This is a genomic window from Pseudomonas sp. DWRC2-2 (assembly GCF_049897885.1).
Lineage (GTDB): Bacteria > Pseudomonadota > Gammaproteobacteria > Pseudomonadales > Pseudomonadaceae > Aquipseudomonas > Aquipseudomonas azotoformans_A.
Genome location: NZ_JAFCXD010000003.1, coordinates 653,464 through 672,315, shown reverse-complemented (window position 1 = coordinate 672,315; position 18,852 = coordinate 653,464). Strand labels below are relative to the sequence as shown.

The following is an 18,852-nucleotide window of genomic DNA, read 5'->3' as shown; positions in this document are numbered from 1 at the left end:
TTCTTATGTTTATTGAGGGCTTGCAGGAGCCGGCAGCCCGGCTCCTACAGGGTGCTTACCACTCGGCGAAGCTGCCGTCGGCGTGGCGCCAGATCGGGTTGCGCCAGCGGTGGCCGATGGCCGCGCGTTCGATTACGTATTCTTCGTTGATCTCGATGCCCAGGCCCGGCCCGTTGGGGATCTTCACAAAGCCCTGGTCATAGTCGAACACCCCTGGATCGCGCACGTAGTCGAGCAGGTCGTTGCTCTCGTTGTAGTGAATGCCCAGGCTTTGCTCCTGGATAAACGCGTTGTAGCAAACCGCGTCCAATTGCAGGCACGCCGCCAGGGCAATCGGGCCCAGCGGGCAGTGCAGGGCCAGGGCCACGTCGTAGGCTTCGGCCATGTTGGCGATCTTGCGGGTTTCGGTGATGCCACCGGCATGGGACGCATCCGGCTGGATGATGTCGACGTAGCCTTCGCTGAGCACACGCTTGAAATCCCAACGCGAGAACAAGCGCTCGCCCAGGGCAATCGGCGTGCTGGTCAGCGGCGCCAGCTCTTTCAGTGCTTCGTAGTTTTCGCTGAGCACCGGTTCTTCGATGAACATCAGCTTGTACGGGTCGAGTTCCTTCATCAGCACCTTGGCCATGGGCTTGTGCACCCGGCCATGGAAGTCGACGCCGATGCCGACGTTGGGGCCCACCGCGTCACGCACGGCGGCGACGTTGGCCAGGGCCAGGTCGACTTTTTCGAAGCTGTCGACGAACTGCAGTTCTTCGGTGCCGTTCATCTTCACCGCCGTGAAACCACGGGCCACCGCCTCTTTGGCAGCGCGGGCGGTGTCGGCCGGGCGATCGCCGCCGATCCAGGAATACACGCGGATCTTGTCACGCACCTGGCCGCCGAGCAGATCGCTGACCGACACACCGAGGGCCTTGCCCTTGATGTCCCACAGCGCCTGGTCGATGCCGGCGAGGGCGCTCATGTGCACCGCGCCGCCGCGGTAGAAGCCGCCGCGATAGAGCACGGTCCAGATGTCTTCGATATTGCGGGGGTCTTTGCCGATCAGGTAGTCGGACAGTTCTTCGACAGCCGCTGCCACGGTGTGGGCGCGGCCCTCGACCACGGGCTCACCCCAGCCGGTCACACCCTGGTCGGTCTCGACCTTGAGGAAGCACCAGCGCGGCGGGACGATAAAGGTCGTCAATTTCGTGATTTTCATCTGTTATCTCTCTTATAGATGCGGCGCCGGTAGGCGCGAAACTTGATTCAGCTGAGGGCTTTCCAGGCGGCGACATAAGCCTGGGCGCGGCTCGCTACCTGATCCACAGTCATACCCGGTTTGAACAGCCCGGAACCCAACCCGAAGCCTTTGGCGCCGGCATCGACAAATACCTGCATGTTGTCCGGGGTGATGCCGCCCACCGGCAGCAGCAAGGTGCCGGCCGGCAATACCGCCAGCCACGCCTTGATCACCGAAGGGCCCATTTGCTCGGCGGGGAACAGCTTCAACACGTCGGCGCCTTCGGCCAGTGCGGCGAAGGCTTCGGTCGGCGTGGCCACGCCCGGCGACAGAAACAGGCCTGCGGCTTTCGCAGCACGCAACACCTTGGCATCGCTGTGGGGCATGACGATCACCTGGCCGCCGGCCGCCTTTACCTGCTCGACCTGCTCCGGCGTCAACACCGTGCCGGCACCGATCAGGCAATCGGCGGGCAAGCTGTCGCGCAGGGTGCGGATGCTGGTGTAAGGGTCGGGCGAATTCAGCGGGACTTCGATCACCCGAAACCCCGCCTGGTACAGCACCTGGCCGACAGCCTGGGCTTCGTCCGGGCGAATGCCGCGCAGGATGGCGATCAAACCGTTTTGCGCGAGTGCTTGCTTGAGCATGTCAGGCCTCCAATACAGGTTGAGTGAGCCCGGCCGCTACGGCCAATTGCCACAGGCCGCGCTCGGTGGCTTCCTGCGCCAGGCTGACGTGGGCAAAGCCGCAAAGGGCGAGGGCGCGTTGATAACGGGTGCAAAGTGGCGCGGCGCCGACCAAGATGATCGGCTTGTGTTTGGCGCTGTCGGGCAGACCGGCGAGTTCATGGCCGATAAGCAAGCCGGACAGGTAATCGGGCTGTTGGTCAGGCGCGAGTTCGCCGGTGAGCCCGAGGGTGCGGGCACTGAACAAGGTGGACAGCACGCCGCGCTGGCCGTCTTCGGAAAGCGCCACGTGCACGCCTCGGTCGAAGGCTTCGGCCTGGAATCGTTCGCTGGGTTGCTGGGTACGCCCGAGGATGCTGTGTTTGCTCAACACTGCAAACAGCTCGCCGGTCATGAAGGTATCGAAGTGCGTGATGCAGCCGTCGACCACCTCGACCCACTTGGAATGGCTGCCCGGCAGGCCAATCAACACATCGGCGCCCAGCCCTTGCAGTACGCCCAGCACCTGGGTTTCTTCGCCACGCATTACGTTGGGCAAGCCGACCTGCTCGATCACGCCCGGCACGATGTGCACGGCCACGCCGCGCAGGCTGTGCACCTGATGCAGCGCCTGGCCAAGGCTGGCGACGTCGACCGGGGTATTGCGATAGGCCGCTTCGCTCCAGCCTTGGGCGCTGCCGACCATGCCACAGGCAATCACCGGCAAACCCGGTTCGGCGTCGAGCCAATCCCCGCAGGCCGCATCAAACGCCAACTCGAAGCCGTTGCTGCAACGCACACCGGCAATGTCCCGGGGTTCGGCGGGCAAATGCATGATGCCCCACGCCAGCGAGCGCTGTTCCAGCACGGTGCCTGCGGGGCCGAGTTTGTAAGCACGAAGGGAGCTGGTCCCCCAATCGAGCGCGATCAATTGCGCCTGCATCGCTTCACCTGAGTTCTGAGCGGATGCAGCGAATATAAACCTACGCGGGCGCAAGTCTCAATATATAAATATCAATCCCATATTTAGGGATTTTATTCAGGAAAAGGCTGACAAGTTCAGTTCCCGCATCGCCCCCATCCACACCGCATAGTCGGTGTGGTCCTTCAAGTCATCGCCGGTCTCGGGGTGCAGGAACACCACCAGCCCGTTGCGATGGATCACCAACCACGGCAGGACCACGCCGATGTATTCCGAATCGAACGCCAGTTGGCAGCTCCAATCCGGATGCGGGCCCACCGGTCGTTCGTGCACACGCCCCATGCGCAGCGGGAAGAGTTTGGCGGCGTCTTCACACAGGGTGCGCGCCTGTTCGATGGTGCTGGCGTCGAAGTAGATATGGGCGTGGTAGCCCTTGATACGTTGCATGGCGGACTCCGGATCCAATAGGCGCCAGATGCTAGACCGCAATGGACGGCAGGGCCAGCCCGGTCAGCGACTGCGCGCTGCTGGCTTGTTCTGCCACCAGCCAGTCGACGAAGCGCTCGACCAACTGCCCTCGGCGTTTGCGCTGGGGCTGCACCACGTAATAGCCAAAGCGCGAGATGACGGTGTCGCTCACCGGTCGGCACAACCAGCCCTGCTCCAGCAGGTTATCCACAAGGTGCCGCCAGCCGATGGCGACGCCCTGGCCGGCAATGGCCGCCTGGATCAAAAGGGTGTAGTTGTCGAAGCGCAGTTGGCCGGGCGTCGGTGCGCTGGCGATGCCCAGTTCGCGAAACACACCGCTCCAGTCGAACCACTGGCTGTTGTTTTCCTGGCGCAGGTGCAGCAAGGGGACATCGTGCAAATTTTGCACAGTCAGCGGCGTCGCCTGTTCCTTGAGCCACTGCGGGCTGCACACCGGGAACACTTCCTCGTTGAACAGCCACAGGCTGTCGCCCTGCTTGAAACGGCCGTCGCCAAACAACACCGCCACGTCGATATCGCTGCGCAAAGTGGCGTGATTGCGCTCGCTGGTCACCAGGCTCACATCGACCTGAGGGTTGGCCTGGTGAAAGCGATGCAGGCGCGGCATCAACCAATAGGCGGCGAAGGCGAAGTCGGTGGCGACTTGCAGCACTTCATGCTGGTCCTGTTGGGTGATCAGGCTCAAGCCCTGGTTGATGCCCTGCAACCCACCTTGCACATGCTCGAACAGCAGGGCGCCAGCGTCAGTCAGTTCGATGCCCCGGTAGATGCGATCAAACAGGCGAATCGCCAACTGCTCTTCCAGGCGCTTGATCTGCTGGCTGATGGCCGGTTGGGTGGTGCCCAGTTCCATCGCCGCGGCGGTAAAGCTGCGATGGCGTGCGGCTGCTTCGAAGGCGCGCAGCAGATCGAGGGACAGGTCACCGAGGGCCTCATACATAAGCTGTGCTTATCCTAGACATTGCTTTTCATGGGCTTTACCCCACTTTCCGTGGGTTGCATGCTCATTGGCATAAACACCGCCTATGGAATGCCGATAGATCATGAAGCGCAAGAACATTCTTTTCATCATGGCCGATCAAATGGCCGCCCCGTTGCTTCCGTTCTACGGTTCTTCGCCCATCAAGTTGCCCAACCTGAGTCGCCTCGCCGAGCAGGGTGTGGTGTTCGATGCCGCCTATTGCAACAGCCCGTTGTGTGCGCCGTCGCGTTTCACACTGGTGAGTGGCCAGTTGCCGAGCAAGATTGGCGCCTACGACAACGCCGCCGACTTCCCCGCCGATGTGCCGACCTACGCCCACTACCTGCGTCGCCTCGGCTATCGCACCGCTTTGTCGGGCAAGATGCACTTCTGCGGTCCGGACCAGTTGCATGGCTACGAAGAACGCCTGACCAGCGACATCTACCCCGCCGATTATGGCTGGGCGGTGAACTGGGACGAGCCGGACGTGCGCCCCACCTGGTATCACAACATGTCGTCGGTGCTGCAAGCCGGGCCGTGCGTGCGCACCAACCAGCTGGATTTCGACGAAGAGGTGGTGTTCAAGGCGCAGCAATACCTGTTCGACCATATCCGCGAAGACGGCGACCAGCCGTTCTGCCTGACGGTATCGATGACTCACCCTCACGACCCGTACACCATTCCCAAACCGTTCTGGGACCTTTACGACGATGCCGACATCCCGTTGCCTACAACACCCGCGCAAAGCGATCTCGACCCGCATTCCCAGCGCTTGCTCAAGGTCTACGACCTGTGGGACAAGCCGCTGCCTGTGGATAAGATCCGCGATGCACGGCGTGCCTACTTCGGCGCGTGCAGCTACATCGACAGCAACGTCGGCAAGCTGCTGCAAACCCTGGAAGACACCGGCCTGGCCGACGACACCATCATCATCTTCTCCGGCGACCACGGCGACATGCTCGGCGAACGCGGCCTTTGGTACAAAATGCACTGGTTTGAAATGGCCGCCCGCGTGCCGCTGCTGGTCAGTGCGCCGGGACAGTTCGCGGCAGGCCGCGTGAGCAAAGCCGTGTCCACCGCCGACCTGCTGCCGACTCTGGTGGAACTGGCCGGCGGCGAGCTGGACCCGCGCCTGCCGCTGGACGGCCGCTCGCTGGTCCCGCACTTGCAAGGGCAGGGCGGGCATGACGAAGTGTTTGGCGAGTACATGGCCGAAGGCACCATCAGCCCGCTGATGATGATTCGCCGGGGCGCCTACAAATTCATCTACAGCGAAGACGACCCTTGTCTACTGTTCGATGTACACAACGACCCACGGGAGCAGGAAGACCTCAGCCAGTCGCCGCAACACCGGGCACTGTTTGCAGCCTTCCTGGACGAGGCGCGGGCCAAATGGGACATCCCGGCGATCCACCAACAGGTGCTCGCCAGCCAACGCCGCCGCCGTCTGGTGTTTGAAGCACTGACCCAGGGCAAGCTGAAGAGCTGGGATCACCAGCCACTGGTGGACGCCAGTCAGCAATACATGCGCAACCATATCGACCTCGACGACCTGGAGCGCAAGGCACGTTATCCACAACCCTGCCAAAACCAATAACACTGAGGGAAGGCCATGCAAAAGTTAACTGTGATGCTGGGGCTCCTGGCGCTGGGAAGCGCCAATGTTTACGCAGACGCCAGTTGTGAAACGGTAAAGATGGCCGATCCGGGCTGGAGCGATATTGCGGCCACCAATGCCATCACCGGTTTTCTGCTGACGGGCATGGGCTACAAACCCAAGGTCGACACCCTGGCGGTGCCGATCACCTTTGGCGGGCTCAAGGACGGCCAGGTGGATGTGTTCCTGGGCAACTGGATGCCGGCACAGCAGGGCTTCTATGACAAGTTCGTGGCCAATGGCGACGTGGTGCAACTGGCGAAGAACCTCGACGGCACCGAGTTCACCCTCGCCGTGCCCGATTATGTGTGGGACGCCGGGGTGCATGACTTTGCCGACCTGAACAAATTTGCCGACAAGTTCGACAAAAAGATCTACGGCATCGGCTCCGGCGCACCGGCGAATATTTCGTTGCAGGAAATCATCAAGAAGAACGACTTTGCGCTCGGCCAGTGGAAGCTGGTGGAGTCCAGCGAACAGGCGATGCTCGCCGAAGTGTCGCGGGCGGTTAAGAAGCAGAAATTCGTGACCTTCCTCGGCTGGACCCCGCACCCGATGAACGTGCAGTTGAAAATGCACTACCTCAAGGGCGGCGAGAAATATTTTGGTGACACCGGCAGCGTGTATACCTTGACCCGCAAAGGGTATGCGCAGGCCTGCCCGAACGTAGGAAAACTGCTGACCAACCTGAGTTTTACCCAGGACATGGAAAACAGCATCATGGCCGAGGTGGCCAACAACAAGGTCAGCAATGCCGATGCGGCGAAGGCGTGGATCAAGGCCAACCCGGCGGTATTGGATAAATGGCTGGAGGGCGTGAAGACCGTGGATGGCAAGGATGCGCTGGGCGCTGTAAAAGCCAAGCTCTAAAGGCCTGATGCAATCCAAATGTGGGAGCGGGCTTGCTCGCGAAGGCGTCGGATCAGTTGAGTAAATGTTAACTGACACTCCGCTTTCGCGAGCAAGCCCGCTCCCACAGGGACCAATATGTGCTGATACTCTGCGCTAAACCTTTCTACCCGAGTCCGCGATGCCCCGGCCCAACCGCCACACACTCTTCCCCTTCCTCGCCTGGCTCCCGCGTCAGACCCGCGCCAGCGTCGGCCGGGATGCGATGGTGGGCCTCAGTGGCGCGGTTCTCGCCTTGCCACAGTCAATTGCCTACGCGCTGATCGCCGGTCTCCCACCCGAATACGGCTTGTACGCCGCAATCATCCCGGTGCTGATCGCCTGCCTCTGGGGTTCCTCCTGGCATCTGATCTGCGGCCCCACGGCGGCGATTTCCATTGTGCTCTACGCCAGCGTCAGCCCGCTGGCCGTGCCGGGCTCGCAGGACTACATCACCCTGATCCTGTTGCTCACCTTCCTCGCCGGGGTTTTCCAGTGGCTGCTGGGCATGCTGCGCTTTGGCGCGCTGGTGAATTTTGTCTCTCATTCAGTGGTGCTCGGTTTCACCCTGGGTGCCGCCGTGGTGATTGCGCTCGGGCAGCTGCCCAATCTGCTGGGGCTGGATTTACCGAGCCAGGCCACGGCGATCAATAGCCTGCTGGCACTGATCCACCATAGCGGCGAATGGGATCACGCTTCACTCATACTCGGGCTCGGTACCTTGCTGGTGGGAGCATTGCTCAAATACCTCGTACCGCGCTGGCCGACCCTGTTGATCGCCTTGGCGCTGGGCAGCCTGGTGGCGTGGCTGTGGCCGGCGATGTTCGGGCATGTGGCGCTGGTCAGTTCGTTTATCGGCAAACTGCCGCCGTTCAGCCCGTTGCCCATGGACCTGGACGTGATCCTGCGCCTGCTGCCGAGCGCCGTGGCGGTGGGCATGCTGGGGCTGGTGACCAGCTTGTCGATTGCCCGCTCGCTGTCGGCGCGTTCGCAGCAATTGCTCGATGCCAACCAGGAAGTGCGAGCGCAGGGTTTATCCAACATCGTTGGCGGATTTTTCTCCGGGTATTTGTCAGCCGGTTCGTTCACACGCTCCGGCCTCAGCTACGAGGCGGGCGCCTGTTCGCCGTTGGCAGGCGTGTTTTCCGCGTTGTGGGTGGCACTGTTTGCGCTGTTTGGCGCGGCATTGATCGCCCATATTCCGATCCCGAGCATGGCCGCGAGCATTTTGCTGATCAGTTGGGGTTTGGTGGACCGTCGCGGCATTCGCGCGTTATTCCGCGTCAGTCGCGCCGAGTTCGTGGTGATGAGCCTGACCTGCGTCGCCACCTTGCTGTTGGAGTTGCAAACAGCGATTTACGCCGGGGTGCTGGCGTCGCTGTTTTTCTACCTCAAGCGCACTTCGCAGCCGCGGGTACAGCAATGGCGCGACGGCGATGAAGATGTGCTGCGGGTGGGCGGTTCGATCTTTTTCGGCGCCAGCCACTACCTGCAAGTGCGCCTGCAAAGCCTGCAGGGCGAACGGGTGGTGATCGAGGCGCAGCAGATCAACTTTATCGACTATTCCGGGGTGGAGATGCTGCACCAGGAAGCGCGGCGCTTGCGCGGGTTGGGGCGCAGCCTGACATTGCGCCGGGCCAGGCCGCAGGTAGTAGAAGAGTTGAAAAAGCTGGAAGGGGCCGACAGCTGCCCCATCCAGTTCCAGGAGTGATTACAGCGCCAACTGGCGGCGTAGTTCAGCCAGTACGGGCGCCGAGTCCGGGCGCACGCCGCGCCACAGGAAGAAGGCTTCCGCCGCCTGTTCCACCAGCATGCCCAGGCCATCCATCGCAACGGCTGCGCCTTGTTCGGTGGCCCAGCGGCAAAACGCGGTCGGTTCCTTGGCGTACATCATGTCGTAGCAAAACGTCTTGCCCGGTTCGATCAGGCTGCCCGCAATCGGCGGTACATCGCCTGACAGGCTGGCGGAGGTGGCGTTGATGATCACGTCCACCGGCTCACGCAACCAATCGAAACCACTGGCGGACACCGGGCCCAGGTCGTCGAACAACTCAGCGAGCATTTCGGCCTTTTCCACGGTGCGGTTGGCGATGATCAGCGAAGCAGGCTGTTCGGCCAGCAACGGTTCCAACGCCCCACGTACCGCACCACCAGCGCCCAGCAACAAGATGCGTTTGCCTTGCAGGCTCAACCCGGCGTTAACCGTGAGGTCACGCACCAGGCCGGCACCGTCGGTGTTGTCGCCCAACAGGCTGCCGTCGGCCAGTTTGCTCAGGGTGTTCACCGCGCCCGCGCGTTGGGCGCGGTCGGTCAAGGTGTTGGCCAAGCGGTAGGCGTCTTCCTTGAACGGTACGGTGACGTTGGCGCCACGACCTTGTTGAAAAAACTCACGGGCACATCCGGTGAAATCCTCCAGCGGCGCCAGCAAGGTGCTGTAGTCCAGTTGCTCGCCGGTCTGCTCGGCGAACATGCGATGGATCAGCGGCGATTTGCTGTGGCCGATGGGGTTGCCGAACACGACATAGCGGTCCATCAGAGAGCCGCCTTGGGCGCGGTCAGGCCCAGCCAATCACGGTCTTGCAGGAAGTAGTCGGTGAGGCGCGCTTCTTCGCTGCCGGCCTCGGCCTTCCAGTCGTAGCTCCAGCGCACTTGCGGCGGCAGCGACATCAGGATCGACTCGGTGCGTCCGCCCGATTGCAGGCCAAACAGGGTGCCACGGTCGTAGACCAGGTTGAATTCAACGTAGCGACCACGACGGAACTCCTGGAATTCGCGCTGCTGCTCGGTGTAGGCGGTGGCCTTGCGGCGCTGCACGATCGGCAGGTAGGCGTCGATGTAGGCATCGCCGATGGCGCGGATGAAGGCGAAGCAGGTGTCGAAGTCCCACTCGTTCAGGTCATCGAAGAACAGGCCGCCGATGCCGCGCGGTTCGTTGCGGTGCTTGATGTGAAAGTAGGTGTCGCACCAGGCTTTGTAGCGCGAGTACACGTCCGGGCCGAACGGCGCACAGGCCTGCTCGGCCACGCGGTGCCAGTGGATGCAGTCTTCTTCATTGCCGTAGTAAGGCGTGAGGTCGAAACCGCCGCCGAACCACCACACCGGCTCTTCGCCTTCTTTTTCAGCGATGAAAAAGCGCACATTGGCGTGGGAAGTCGGTACGTGTGGGTTGTGCGGATGAATCACCAACGACACACCCAAGGCCTCAAAGCCGCGACCCGCCAGTTCCGGACGGTGCGCACTGGCGGACGGCGGGAGACCACTGCCAAATACGTGGGAAAAGTTAACGCCGCCTTTTTCGATCACCGAACCGTTTGCGATCACACGGGTGCGACCGCCGCCGCCGGCAGGCCGGGTCCAGGCGTCTTCGATAAAGCGAGTGTCCGTCTCGAAGGTTTCCAGGGCGCTGCAAATGCGGTCTTGCAGGTCAAGCAGGTAGGCCTTTACAGCCTCGGTGCGGGTAGTCATGGCATCACCTTGAATCGGGCAAAGCTACGCGAGGCCATCGGGCGTCGGCGGCAAATGGGCGCACAGGATACCACTGCACCCGGTTGCGCCGCAGTTGACGAAGATCAAGCTTAGGAGTCCGATAGGGGGCTACGCGATTCGAACCCAGGAGAAGTGCAGATGGCCAAACGTATCCAGTTCAGCGCCCATGGCGGCCCCGAAGTGCTTGAGTATGTGGACTACACGCCGGCAGAGCCCGGCCCGCAGCAGGTTCGCGTGCGTAACGAGGCGATTGGCCTGAACTTCATCGACACCTATTTCCGCAGTGGCCTTTACGCACCACCCGCATTGCCATCGGGGTTGGGCGCAGAGGGTGCCGGTATGGTCGACGCGGTCGGCAGCGAAGTCACCCAGTTCAAGGTCGGTGACCGCGTGGCCTACGGCAGCGGCCCGCTGGGCGCCTATAGCCAACTGCATGTGCTGCCCGCCGCCAACCTGGTGCACCTGCCGGACGACATCAGCTTCGAACAAGCCGCCGGCGCCATGCTCAAAGGCCTGACCGTGCAGTACCTGCTGCGCCAGACCTATGAACTGAAGGGCGGCGAAACCATCCTGTTCCACGCCGCTGCCGGTGGCGTCGGCTCCCTGGCCTGCCAATGGGCCAAGGCCCTGGGTGTAAAGCTGATCGGTACTGTGAGTTCACCGGAAAAAGCCGCCCTGGCCAAATCCCTCGGTGCCTGGGAAACCATCGACTACAGCAAGGAAGACGTCGCACAGCGCGTGTTGGAATTGACCGACGGCAAAAAAGTGCCGGTGGTGTACGACGGCGTCGGCAAGGACACCTGGCTGACCTCGCTGGACAGCGTCGCGCCACGGGGGCTGGTGGTGAGTTTCGGCAATGCGTCCGGCGCGGTGGATGGGGTGAACTTGGGGGTCCTGTCGGCCAAGGGCTCGCTGTACGTCACCCGGCCGACCCTGGCGACCTATGCCAACAACCCGCAAAACCTGCAGGCGATGGCGGATGACCTGTTCTCGATGATCCAGAGCGGCAAGGTGCGCATTGATATCAACCAGCGGTATGCGCTGGCGGAGGCGGCGAAGGCGCAGACGGAGTTGTCGGGGCGCAGGACGACTGGGTCGACTATTTTGTTGCCGTAAGGCTATAGATTTTCGGCGACTTTAAGGACCTCTTCGCGAGCAAGTCCGCTCCCACATTTTGACCGCATTCCTTCAGTTGGAACTCGATCAAAATGTGGGAGCGGGCTTGCTCGCGAAGGCCGCACCTCGGTCTCAGGAAGGCCGCACAACCTCGCCAGTCACCAAATCACGAATCAAGCTCGGGTTCTTGCGCCCACCCAAGGCGCCACCCAGCACCAGATCCACTTGGCCACGGAAGTATTGCTCCACGCGAATCCGCGTGCGCGCCGCCGGGCGACCCTGCGGGTTGGCCGAAGTAGAAATCAACGGCCCCACCAGCGAGCACAAATCCCGTACCAGCGGATGGTCAGTCACCCGCAGGGCAACGGTGTCGTGCACACCCGTCACCCACTCCGGCAACAAGTCCTGATGGGGCACCAGCCAGGTGTTCGGCCCTGGCCAAGTGCTGGCCATGCGGTCGATCCAGTCCTGCGGGAAGTCTTCGAACAGAAAATCGAACTGACGGATATTGTCCGCCACCAGGATCAGGCCCTTGTCCACCGAACGGTTCTTGATGGCGAGCAAACGGTCTACTGCTTCTTCGTTCCACGGATCGCAGCCCAGGCCCCAAACCGCTTCGGTTGGATAGGCAATCACCGCGCCTGCGCGAATTTCTCGTGCGGTTTCCAGCACACGCCACCGGTTGACCATTGTTCACTCTCCAGACTAAAGCTCTGCGCAGTTTACCGATCTTCTTTACAAAACCTAGCAGCGTGCAAGCCAGCGCCCGCTTTCGCAGATGACCTGGCCTTCGAGCTCAAGCTCCGTAAGGGTCGCCAGCACCTGGGACAACGACCGCCCACTGGCAACCGCCAGGGCTTCACTGGTGTGGGGTGCCGCGTGCAGCAGTGCCACCAACGGATGGACAACCGGCATCGGGGTAGGGCGTGACAACGCCTGCCAACCACGCAAACCTTCCAGGATGTGTTCGATGGTCTCCACCAGCACCGCGCCCTCGCGGATCAACTGATGACAGCCCTTGGCGCCGGGATGATGGATGGAGCCCGGAATCGCATACACCTCGCGCCCTTGCTCGGCCGCCAGTTTCGCCGTGATCAGCGAACCGCTGGCCATGCTGGCTTCCACCACCAGCACGCCCAGGGACAAGCCACTGATGATCCGATTGCGTCGGGGAAAGTTACCCGCCTGGGGCGGCGCATCCAGGGGGAACTCGGAAACCACCGCGCTGCCTTGGTCAATCATCGCCGCTGCCAGCCGTCGGTGGCGCTGTGGATAAAAATTTTCCAGCCCGGTGCCGAGCACGCCGATTGTCTGGCCGCCCACATCCAATGCCGCCTGATGCGCTGCACCGTCAATGCCTAACGCAAGGCCACTGGTGATGACAAAACCGGCGCTCGCCAAGCTGCGCGCAAACGCCGCCGCCGTGTCCATGCCGGGACGCGATGCACGGCGGCTGCCGACTATCGCCAGTTGCGGTTTTTCCAGGATTGCAGGGTCACCGGCGACGAATAACAGCGGCGGCGCATCATCAATCTGGGCAAGCAGTGCGGGGTAGTCCGGCTGGTCCCACATCAGCAAATGCTGGGCCGGGCAGGCCAGCCAGGCCAAAGCCTCGCTGGCAGCATCGCGAATTTCATGACTGCGCCGGGCATCGGCGCTGATGGCCGGCAGCCCGAGTGAACGCCAGGCGCTGGCAGGCGCACTGATGGCTTTTGAGGCAGAGCCGAACGCTTCGATCAACAAGCGAAAACGCTTCGGACCCAGCTCCGGCAGCCTGTGCAAGCGTAGTCGGGCTTCCAGTTCTGATGGGGAAATTTGATGGCTATTTGTCGGAAACATCTGATCATCCTTGACCGTAACAAGCTGTGGATAACTCTGTTGGTAACTTATTTAGCAGGCTATTCATTGTGTTTGATGAGCAGTCTCGAAACGGTCCATCACCGCCAGCGGTCGTGAGGCATTGAGCACCAGGCCGTAACTGAGCTTTTCGTAGGTACGAAACACCAGCAGGGTGCCGGCGCGCTCGTCGGGCAGTTTCGTCGGCGCGCCGGTCAGGCGGTCGCGCACCGTGGCGCCGGTCTTGATCACGCTGAGGAGTTGGCCTTCGACCAGGCCGTCACGACGGCCTTTGTTCAGGGTTACGGCATCCAGCACGCCGATCTGGGTCACGCCCTTGGGAATATCGATGATCTGCCCTTCGATAAAGGCAGCCGTTGGCGTGACAGCAAGAGCGGCCGGGTCGACGGGTGTTTGCGCACGCAGCAGGCGGTCACCGGGGCGTACCTCCTGGGTGACACGCTGCACAGCCAGGGTGGTGAGGTCGCCCGCGGTGATAAAACGGGCAGTGCCGATATCGTCGGCGTTGATCCCCAACAGCTCTAGGGTCTGCGAGTCGGTGTAGGCCTTGCCGCGTCGGAATATGCCGTAATTGGGTTGGGAAGGGTCCAGGTTGCCCCTGGCATACACCCGCTCGCCATTGGCGCCGAGCACGCGACCAGCCTCGGCAGCAACGATGTACGGCGCATTGTCCAGGTCCTGGGGTGTATCAAGGATGCGGTTATGCAGCAGGAAGCGCTGGATAGCCTGTTGCGTCGGTTGTTCCAGGCGCTGGACGGGCGGGGGCAGCAGGGCCATGGAAAACGGGGCCCACAGCAGCAAGACGAGTAGCGATTTCCTCATGGGGTGAATCTCCTTTATTATGTGCGTTCGCGTGAAATGCCTTGGCCTTCGCGGCTTTTAAGGGTTTCACACCGGCCGTGTGGGTCCATCCCAACGCCGATTTGCCTCTACCTCACATGTGCAGCAATTACGCTTATGGCTATTTTGAACATCCTCGAATTCCCCGACTCGCGCCTGCGCACGATCGCCAAACCGGTGGCCGTAGTGGACGACAAGGTTCGTCAGTTGGTCGATGACATGTTTGAAACAATGTATGAAGCCCCGGGTATCGGCCTCGCCGCGACCCAGGTCAACGTGCATCAGCGCGTCGTGGTCATGGACCTGTCGGAAGATCGCAGCGAACCGATGGTGTACATCAACCCGGAGTTCGAACCGCTGACCGACGAGATGGGCGAATACCAGGAAGGCTGCCTCTCCGTGCCGGAGTTCTACGAGAACGTCGAGCGCCCGCTGCGCGTGAAGATCAAGGCCCTGGACCGCGACGGCAAGCCATTCGAGCTGATTGCCGAAGGCCTGCTGGCAGTGTGCATCCAGCACGAATGCGACCACCTCAACGGCAAGCTGTTTGTCGATTACCTGTCCACGCTCAAGCGCGATCGGATCAAGAAGAAGCTGGAAAAAAAGCATCGCCAGCAAGCTTGATGCCCCCTTCCAAAGGCTTGCTGCGGCAAGCCTTTTTCTTTTGTGACTGCTTTTAACCGAGACCTCCCATGACCGAGCCACTGCGCATTGTTTTTGCCGGCACGCCTGAATTTGCCGCCGAACACCTCAAGGCCCTGCTTGCCAGCCCTTATGACATCGTCGCGGTGTACACCCAGCCGGATCGCCCGGCCGGTCGTGGGCAAAAACTGATGCCGAGCCCGGTCAAGCAGCTGGCGCTGGAGCACAACATCCCCGTGCTGCAACCGCCGACCCTGCGCAACGCCGAGGCCCAGGCCGAACTGGCGGCGCTGAAGCCGGACCTGTTGGTGGTAGTGGCCTACGGCTTGATCCTGCCGCAGGTGGTGCTGGATATCCCACGCCTGGGCTGCATCAACAGCCATGCCTCGCTGCTGCCTCGCTGGCGCGGTGCGGCGCCGATCCAGCGCGCCGTGGAAGCCGGTGACAGCGAAAGCGGCGTGACCGTGATGCGCATGGAAGCCGGCCTGGACACCGGCCCGATGCTGCTCAAGGTCACTACGCCGATCATTGGCGAAGACACCGGTGGCAGCCTGCACGACCGCCTTGCCGAGTTGGGCCCGCCCGCAGTAATCCAGGCCATCGCCGGCCTGGCCGCCGGCACCCTGGAAGGTGAAGTGCAGGATGACAGCTTGGCCACTTACGCCCACAAGCTGAACAAAGACGAAGCGCGCATCGACTGGAGCCGCCCGGCCGTGGAGCTGGAACGCCTGGTGCGCGCCTTCAACCCATGGCCGATCTGCCACAGCACCCTCAACGGCGAAGCCTTGAAAGTGCTGGCCGCCACCCTGGCCGACGGTAAAGGCGCTCCCGGTGAGATCATCGGCGCCAGCAAGGACGGCCTGCTGGTCGCCTGCGGTGAACAGGCGTTGTGCCTGACTCGTCTGCAATTGCCCGGTGGCAAGGCGCTTAATTTCAGCGATTTGTTCAACAGCCGTCGTGAGAAATTTGCCGTGGGTACTCTCCTCGGGGCAGCGCAATGAACCCACGTCTGGCCGCCGCCAAGGCTCTCGCTGCCGTCCTCCAAGGCAAGGCTTCGCTGAACAGTTCGTTGCCGACCCAACTGGACAAGGTCGAAGATCGCGATCGCGGTTTCACCCAGGACCTGGCCTTTGGCACGGCCCGCTGGCAGCCACGCTTGTCGGCGTTGGCAACCAAGTTGCTGCAAAAGCCGTTCAAGGCGGCCGATGCGGATGTGGAAGCGCTGTTGCTGGTGGGCCTCTATCAACTGCTCTACACCCGCGTGCCCGCCCACGCCGCTATTGGCGAAACCGTCGGTTGCGCCGACAAGCTAAAAAAACCTTGGGCCAAGGCCCTGCTCAACGCCGTGCTGCGCCGCGCCCAGCGCGAAAGCGAAGCGCTGCTGGCCGAGCTGGAACATGACCCGGTGGTGCGCACCGCACACCCGCGCTGGCTGCAAAAGTCCCTGAAAGCCTTCTGGCCTGAGCAATGGGAAGCTATTTGCGCAGCGAACAATGCGCACCCGCCGATGATCCTGCGGGTCAATCGTCGCCATCACAGCCGTGACGCCTACCTGCAATTGCTCACCGAGGCTGGCATCAACGCCACGCCGTGCGTGTACAGCGTCGACGGCATCGTGCTCGAAGCCGCCACTGACGTGCGCAGCCTGCCGGGCTTTGCCGAAGGCTGGATCAGCGTGCAGGATGAAGCCGCGCAACTGGCTGCCGACCTGCTCGACCTGGCACCCGGTCAACGCGTGCTGGACGCGTGTTGCGCGCCAGGCGGTAAGACCTGTCACATTCTGGAGGTCGAAAAGGACCTGGCCGGTGTGGTCGCTGTCGACCTGGAAGTCAAGCGTCTGGTGCGCGTACGCGAAAACCTCGCGCGCCTGGGCCTCAGCGCCGAACTGATCGCCGCCGACGGCCGTGACACCGCCACCTGGTGGGACGGCAAACCCTTCCAGCGCATCCTGCTCGATGCGCCGTGTTCGGCCACCGGCGTGATCCGCCGCCACCCGGACATCAAGCTCACCCGCCAACCCGACGACATCGCCGCCCTGGCCTTGCTGCAAGGCGAACTGCTCGACGCAATGTGGCCGACCCTTGAAGTCGGCGGCATCCTGCTCTACGCCACCTGTTCCACCTTGCCGACGGAAAACACCGAGGTGATCGAAGCCTTCCTCGCCCGCACCAGCGGCGCCCGGGAGCTGGACCTCGCCACCACGGCCGGTATCAAGCAGCCCCACGGCCGCCAGTTGCTCGCGCAAGAAGGCGGACACGATGGCTTCTACTACGCCAAACTGATCAAGATCGCCGCCGCGCGCGGCTGAATGGTTTTAAGGGAGTGACTGGATGAAAATCATCATCCTTGGGGCAGGGCAGGTCGGCGGCACGCTGGCCGAACATTTGGCCAGCGAAGCCAACGACATCACGGTGGTCGACACCGACAGCGAGCGTCTGCGCAACCTGGGCGACCGCCTCGACATCCGTACCGTGCAGGGCCGCGCATCGTTCCCGACGGTGCTGCGCCAGGCCGGAGCCGACGATGCCGACATGCTGGTGGCCGTGACCAACAGCGACGAAACCAACATGGTCGCCTGCCAGGTCGCCCATACCCTGTTCCACACCCCGACCAAAATCGCCCGTGTACGCGAGGCGGCCTACCTGACCCGCGCCGGGCTGTTCGACAACGATGCGATTCCGGTCGACGTGCTGATCAGCCCTGAACAGGTGGTGACCCACTACATCAAGCGCCTGATCGAGATTCCGGGCGCCTTGCAGGTGATCGACTTCGCCGGCGGCAAGGCGCAACTGGTCGCCGTAAAGGCCTACTACGGCGGCCCGTTGGTGGGCCAGCAACTGCGCCAGTTGCGCGAGCACATGCCGAATGTGGAAACCCGCGTCGCGGCGATTTTCCGACGCGACCGCCCGATCCTGCCCCAGGGCGACACGGTGATCGAGGCCGACGACGAAGTGTTTTTCATCGCCGCCAAGGCGAACATTCGTGCCGTCATGAGCGAAATGCGCCGCCTCGACGAGACCTATAAACGCATCGTCATCGCCGGCGGCGGGCAGATCGGCGAGCGTTTGGCCGAAGCCATCGAAAGCCGCTACCAGGTGAAGATCATCGAGATGAGTCCGGCACGTTGCCGGCATTTATCCGACACCCTCGACAGCACCGTCGTACTGCAAGGCAGTGCTTCTGACCGCGACCTGCTGATGGAAGAGAACATCGCCGACGCGGATATCTTCCTGGCCCTGACCAACGATGACGAAGCCAACATCATGTCATCGCTGCTCGCCAAGCGGCTGGGCGCGAAGAAGGTGATGACCATCATCAACAACCCGGCTTATGTGGACCTGATTCAGGGCGGCGATATCGACATCGCCATCAGCCCGCAGTTGGCGACCATCGGCACCTTGCTGGCCCACGTGCGTCGTGGCGATATCGTCAGCGTGCACTCCCTGCGCCGTGGCGCGGCGGAGGCCATCGAGGCGATTGCCCACGGTGATTCCAAGTCGAGCAAGGTGATCGGCAAGGCCATCCGCGATATCGGCTTGCCACCGGGCACCACCATTGGCGCGATCATCCGTGATGAAGAGGTGATCATTGCCCACGACGATACGGTGATCGAAACCGGGGACCATGTGATTCTGTTCCTGGTGGACAAGAAACATATCCGCGATGTGGAGAAACTGTTCCACGTGGGCCTGAGCTTTTTCTGACACAACGGAGTACGCCTGCATGCTCGAATCCCTGGAAAAAATGCTCGCCAAGGGTGTGGATAATTCCCTGCTGCGTTTTGGTTTGGGCAAGGGTTATCTGGACCTGAAGGACAACGCCAAGGCGGCCGAGCATCTGCAGAAATGCGTGGAGTTCGACCCCAAGTATTCGGCGGCGTGGAAGTTGTTGGGTAAGGCGCAGTTGGGGCTGGAAGATCGTGCAGCGGCGCGGCTGGCGTGGGAGAAGGGCATCGAAGCGGCCCAGGCCCATGGCGACAAACAGGCCGAAAAAGAGATGGCGGTGTTCCTGAAGAAAGTCGACCGCGTGTAAACGCGTGCTTTTGTAGTGAGCGGGCTTGCCCCGCGCGAGGCAAGCTCGCTCACTACAAGTGTCAAGCCGGCA

Annotated in this window: 19 protein-coding genes; 9 read left to right on the top strand and 10 right to left on the bottom strand. The window is 62.2% G+C overall.

The window, feature by feature from the left end; all coding sequences use genetic code 11:
• Positions 1-55: 55 nt before the first annotated feature.
• From dgoD to ACP7EW_RS18380, 5 genes are all read right to left on the bottom strand, one after another.
• Entirely contained in the window at positions 56-1,204 is a 1,149-nt protein-coding gene (gene dgoD / locus ACP7EW_RS18400) for a galactonate dehydratase (protein ID WP_003170741.1), read from the bottom strand.
• Positions 1,205-1,251: 47 nt separating this feature from the next.
• Positions 1,252-1,872, bottom strand: coding sequence for a 2-dehydro-3-deoxy-6-phosphogalactonate aldolase (locus ACP7EW_RS18395; protein WP_061434730.1), 621 nt, complete (start codon positions 1,870-1,872; stop codon positions 1,252-1,254).
• 1 nt (position 1,873) lies between these two features.
• Positions 1,874-2,833 (bottom strand): 2-dehydro-3-deoxygalactonokinase, encoded by a 960-nt coding sequence (locus tag ACP7EW_RS18390; RefSeq protein ID WP_426218759.1) that lies wholly within the window; start codon positions 2,831-2,833, stop codon positions 1,874-1,876.
• 96 nt (positions 2,834-2,929) lie between these two features.
• Positions 2,930-3,259, bottom strand: coding sequence for a DOPA 4,5-dioxygenase family protein (locus ACP7EW_RS18385; protein WP_426218757.1), 330 nt, complete (start codon positions 3,257-3,259; stop codon positions 2,930-2,932).
• 31 nt (positions 3,260-3,290) lie between these two features.
• Positions 3,291-4,241 carry a choline sulfate utilization transcriptional regulator gene (locus tag ACP7EW_RS18380; RefSeq protein WP_038851072.1) on the bottom strand — a complete coding sequence of 317 codons (951 nt, stop codon included), beginning with the start codon at positions 4,239-4,241 and terminating at the stop codon, positions 3,291-3,293.
• Positions 4,242-4,344: 103 nt separating this feature from the next.
• Here ACP7EW_RS18380 and betC point away from each other — a divergent pair, with 103 nt between their 5' ends.
• From betC to ACP7EW_RS18365, 3 genes are all read left to right on the top strand, one after another.
• The gene (gene betC, locus ACP7EW_RS18375; RefSeq protein WP_033900445.1) at positions 4,345-5,859 is read left to right on the top strand and encodes a choline-sulfatase; all 1,515 of its coding nucleotides are present in this window, start codon (positions 4,345-4,347) and stop codon (positions 5,857-5,859) included.
• 15 nt (positions 5,860-5,874) lie between these two features.
• Complete coding sequence (choX, locus tag ACP7EW_RS18370) at positions 5,875-6,789, top strand: choline ABC transporter substrate-binding protein (RefSeq protein WP_038851068.1); 915 nt, start codon at positions 5,875-5,877, stop codon at positions 6,787-6,789.
• A gap of 160 nt (positions 6,790-6,949) precedes the next feature.
• Entirely contained in the window at positions 6,950-8,518 is a 1,569-nt protein-coding gene (locus ACP7EW_RS18365) for a SulP family inorganic anion transporter (protein WP_426218754.1), read from the top strand.
• On the opposite strand, the gene aroE is transcribed toward ACP7EW_RS18365, so the two are convergent.
• Complete coding sequence (aroE, locus tag ACP7EW_RS18360) at positions 8,519-9,340, bottom strand: shikimate dehydrogenase (protein ID WP_038847809.1); 822 nt, start codon at positions 9,338-9,340, stop codon at positions 8,519-8,521.
• The gene (gene hemF / locus ACP7EW_RS18355; RefSeq protein ID WP_426218751.1) at positions 9,340-10,272 is read right to left on the bottom strand and encodes an oxygen-dependent coproporphyrinogen oxidase; all 933 of its coding nucleotides are present in this window, start codon (positions 10,270-10,272) and stop codon (positions 9,340-9,342) included. Before hemF ends, aroE begins: the two co-directional genes overlap by 1 nt.
• A gap of 159 nt (positions 10,273-10,431) precedes the next feature.
• On the opposite strand from hemF, the gene ACP7EW_RS18350 reads away from it, so the two are divergent.
• Complete coding sequence (locus tag ACP7EW_RS18350) at positions 10,432-11,409, top strand: quinone oxidoreductase family protein (protein ID WP_426218749.1); 978 nt, start codon at positions 10,432-10,434, stop codon at positions 11,407-11,409.
• Positions 11,410-11,541: 132 nt separating this feature from the next.
• Here the strand turns inward: ACP7EW_RS18350 and ACP7EW_RS18345 are convergent, their stop codons facing one another.
• From ACP7EW_RS18345 to ACP7EW_RS18335, 3 genes are all read right to left on the bottom strand, one after another.
• On the bottom strand, positions 11,542-12,099 hold the full coding sequence (locus ACP7EW_RS18345) for an L-threonylcarbamoyladenylate synthase (RefSeq protein ID WP_003170728.1): 558 nt from the start codon (positions 12,097-12,099) through the stop codon (positions 11,542-11,544).
• A 54-nt stretch (positions 12,100-12,153) separates the two neighbouring features.
• Positions 12,154-13,248: a DNA-processing protein DprA gene (gene dprA, locus ACP7EW_RS18340; protein WP_426218747.1), complete on the bottom strand. Its 1,095-nt coding sequence runs from the start codon at positions 13,246-13,248 to the stop codon at positions 12,154-12,156.
• A 63-nt stretch (positions 13,249-13,311) separates the two neighbouring features.
• Positions 13,312-14,088 (bottom strand): peptidoglycan-binding protein, encoded by a 777-nt coding sequence (locus tag ACP7EW_RS18335; protein ID WP_426218745.1) that lies wholly within the window; start codon positions 14,086-14,088, stop codon positions 13,312-13,314.
• Between the two features lie 135 nt (positions 14,089-14,223).
• Between ACP7EW_RS18335 and def the strand changes: the two genes are divergently transcribed.
• The 5 genes from def (at position 14,224) to ACP7EW_RS18310 (ending at position 18,780) form a co-directional block, all read left to right on the top strand.
• The gene (gene def, locus ACP7EW_RS18330) at positions 14,224-14,730 is read left to right on the top strand and encodes a peptide deformylase (protein ID WP_016978734.1); all 507 of its coding nucleotides are present in this window, start codon (positions 14,224-14,226) and stop codon (positions 14,728-14,730) included.
• A gap of 68 nt (positions 14,731-14,798) precedes the next feature.
• Positions 14,799-15,749 (top strand): methionyl-tRNA formyltransferase, encoded by a 951-nt coding sequence (fmt, locus tag ACP7EW_RS18325; protein WP_426218743.1) that lies wholly within the window; start codon positions 14,799-14,801, stop codon positions 15,747-15,749.
• Positions 15,746-17,056 carry a 16S rRNA (cytosine(967)-C(5))-methyltransferase RsmB gene (rsmB, locus tag ACP7EW_RS18320; protein ID WP_426218741.1) on the top strand — a complete coding sequence of 437 codons (1,311 nt, stop codon included), beginning with the start codon at positions 15,746-15,748 and terminating at the stop codon, positions 17,054-17,056. Before fmt ends, rsmB begins: the two co-directional genes overlap by 4 nt.
• Positions 17,057-17,078: 22 nt before the next feature.
• A complete protein-coding gene (gene trkA / locus ACP7EW_RS18315) occupies positions 17,079-18,452 on the top strand; it encodes a Trk system potassium transporter TrkA (RefSeq protein WP_010207735.1) in 1,374 nt (457 codons plus the stop codon).
• A gap of 19 nt (positions 18,453-18,471) precedes the next feature.
• Positions 18,472-18,780 carry a tetratricopeptide repeat protein gene (locus tag ACP7EW_RS18310; protein ID WP_426218739.1) on the top strand — a complete coding sequence of 103 codons (309 nt, stop codon included), beginning with the start codon at positions 18,472-18,474 and terminating at the stop codon, positions 18,778-18,780.
• Positions 18,781-18,852 lie beyond the last annotated feature (72 nt).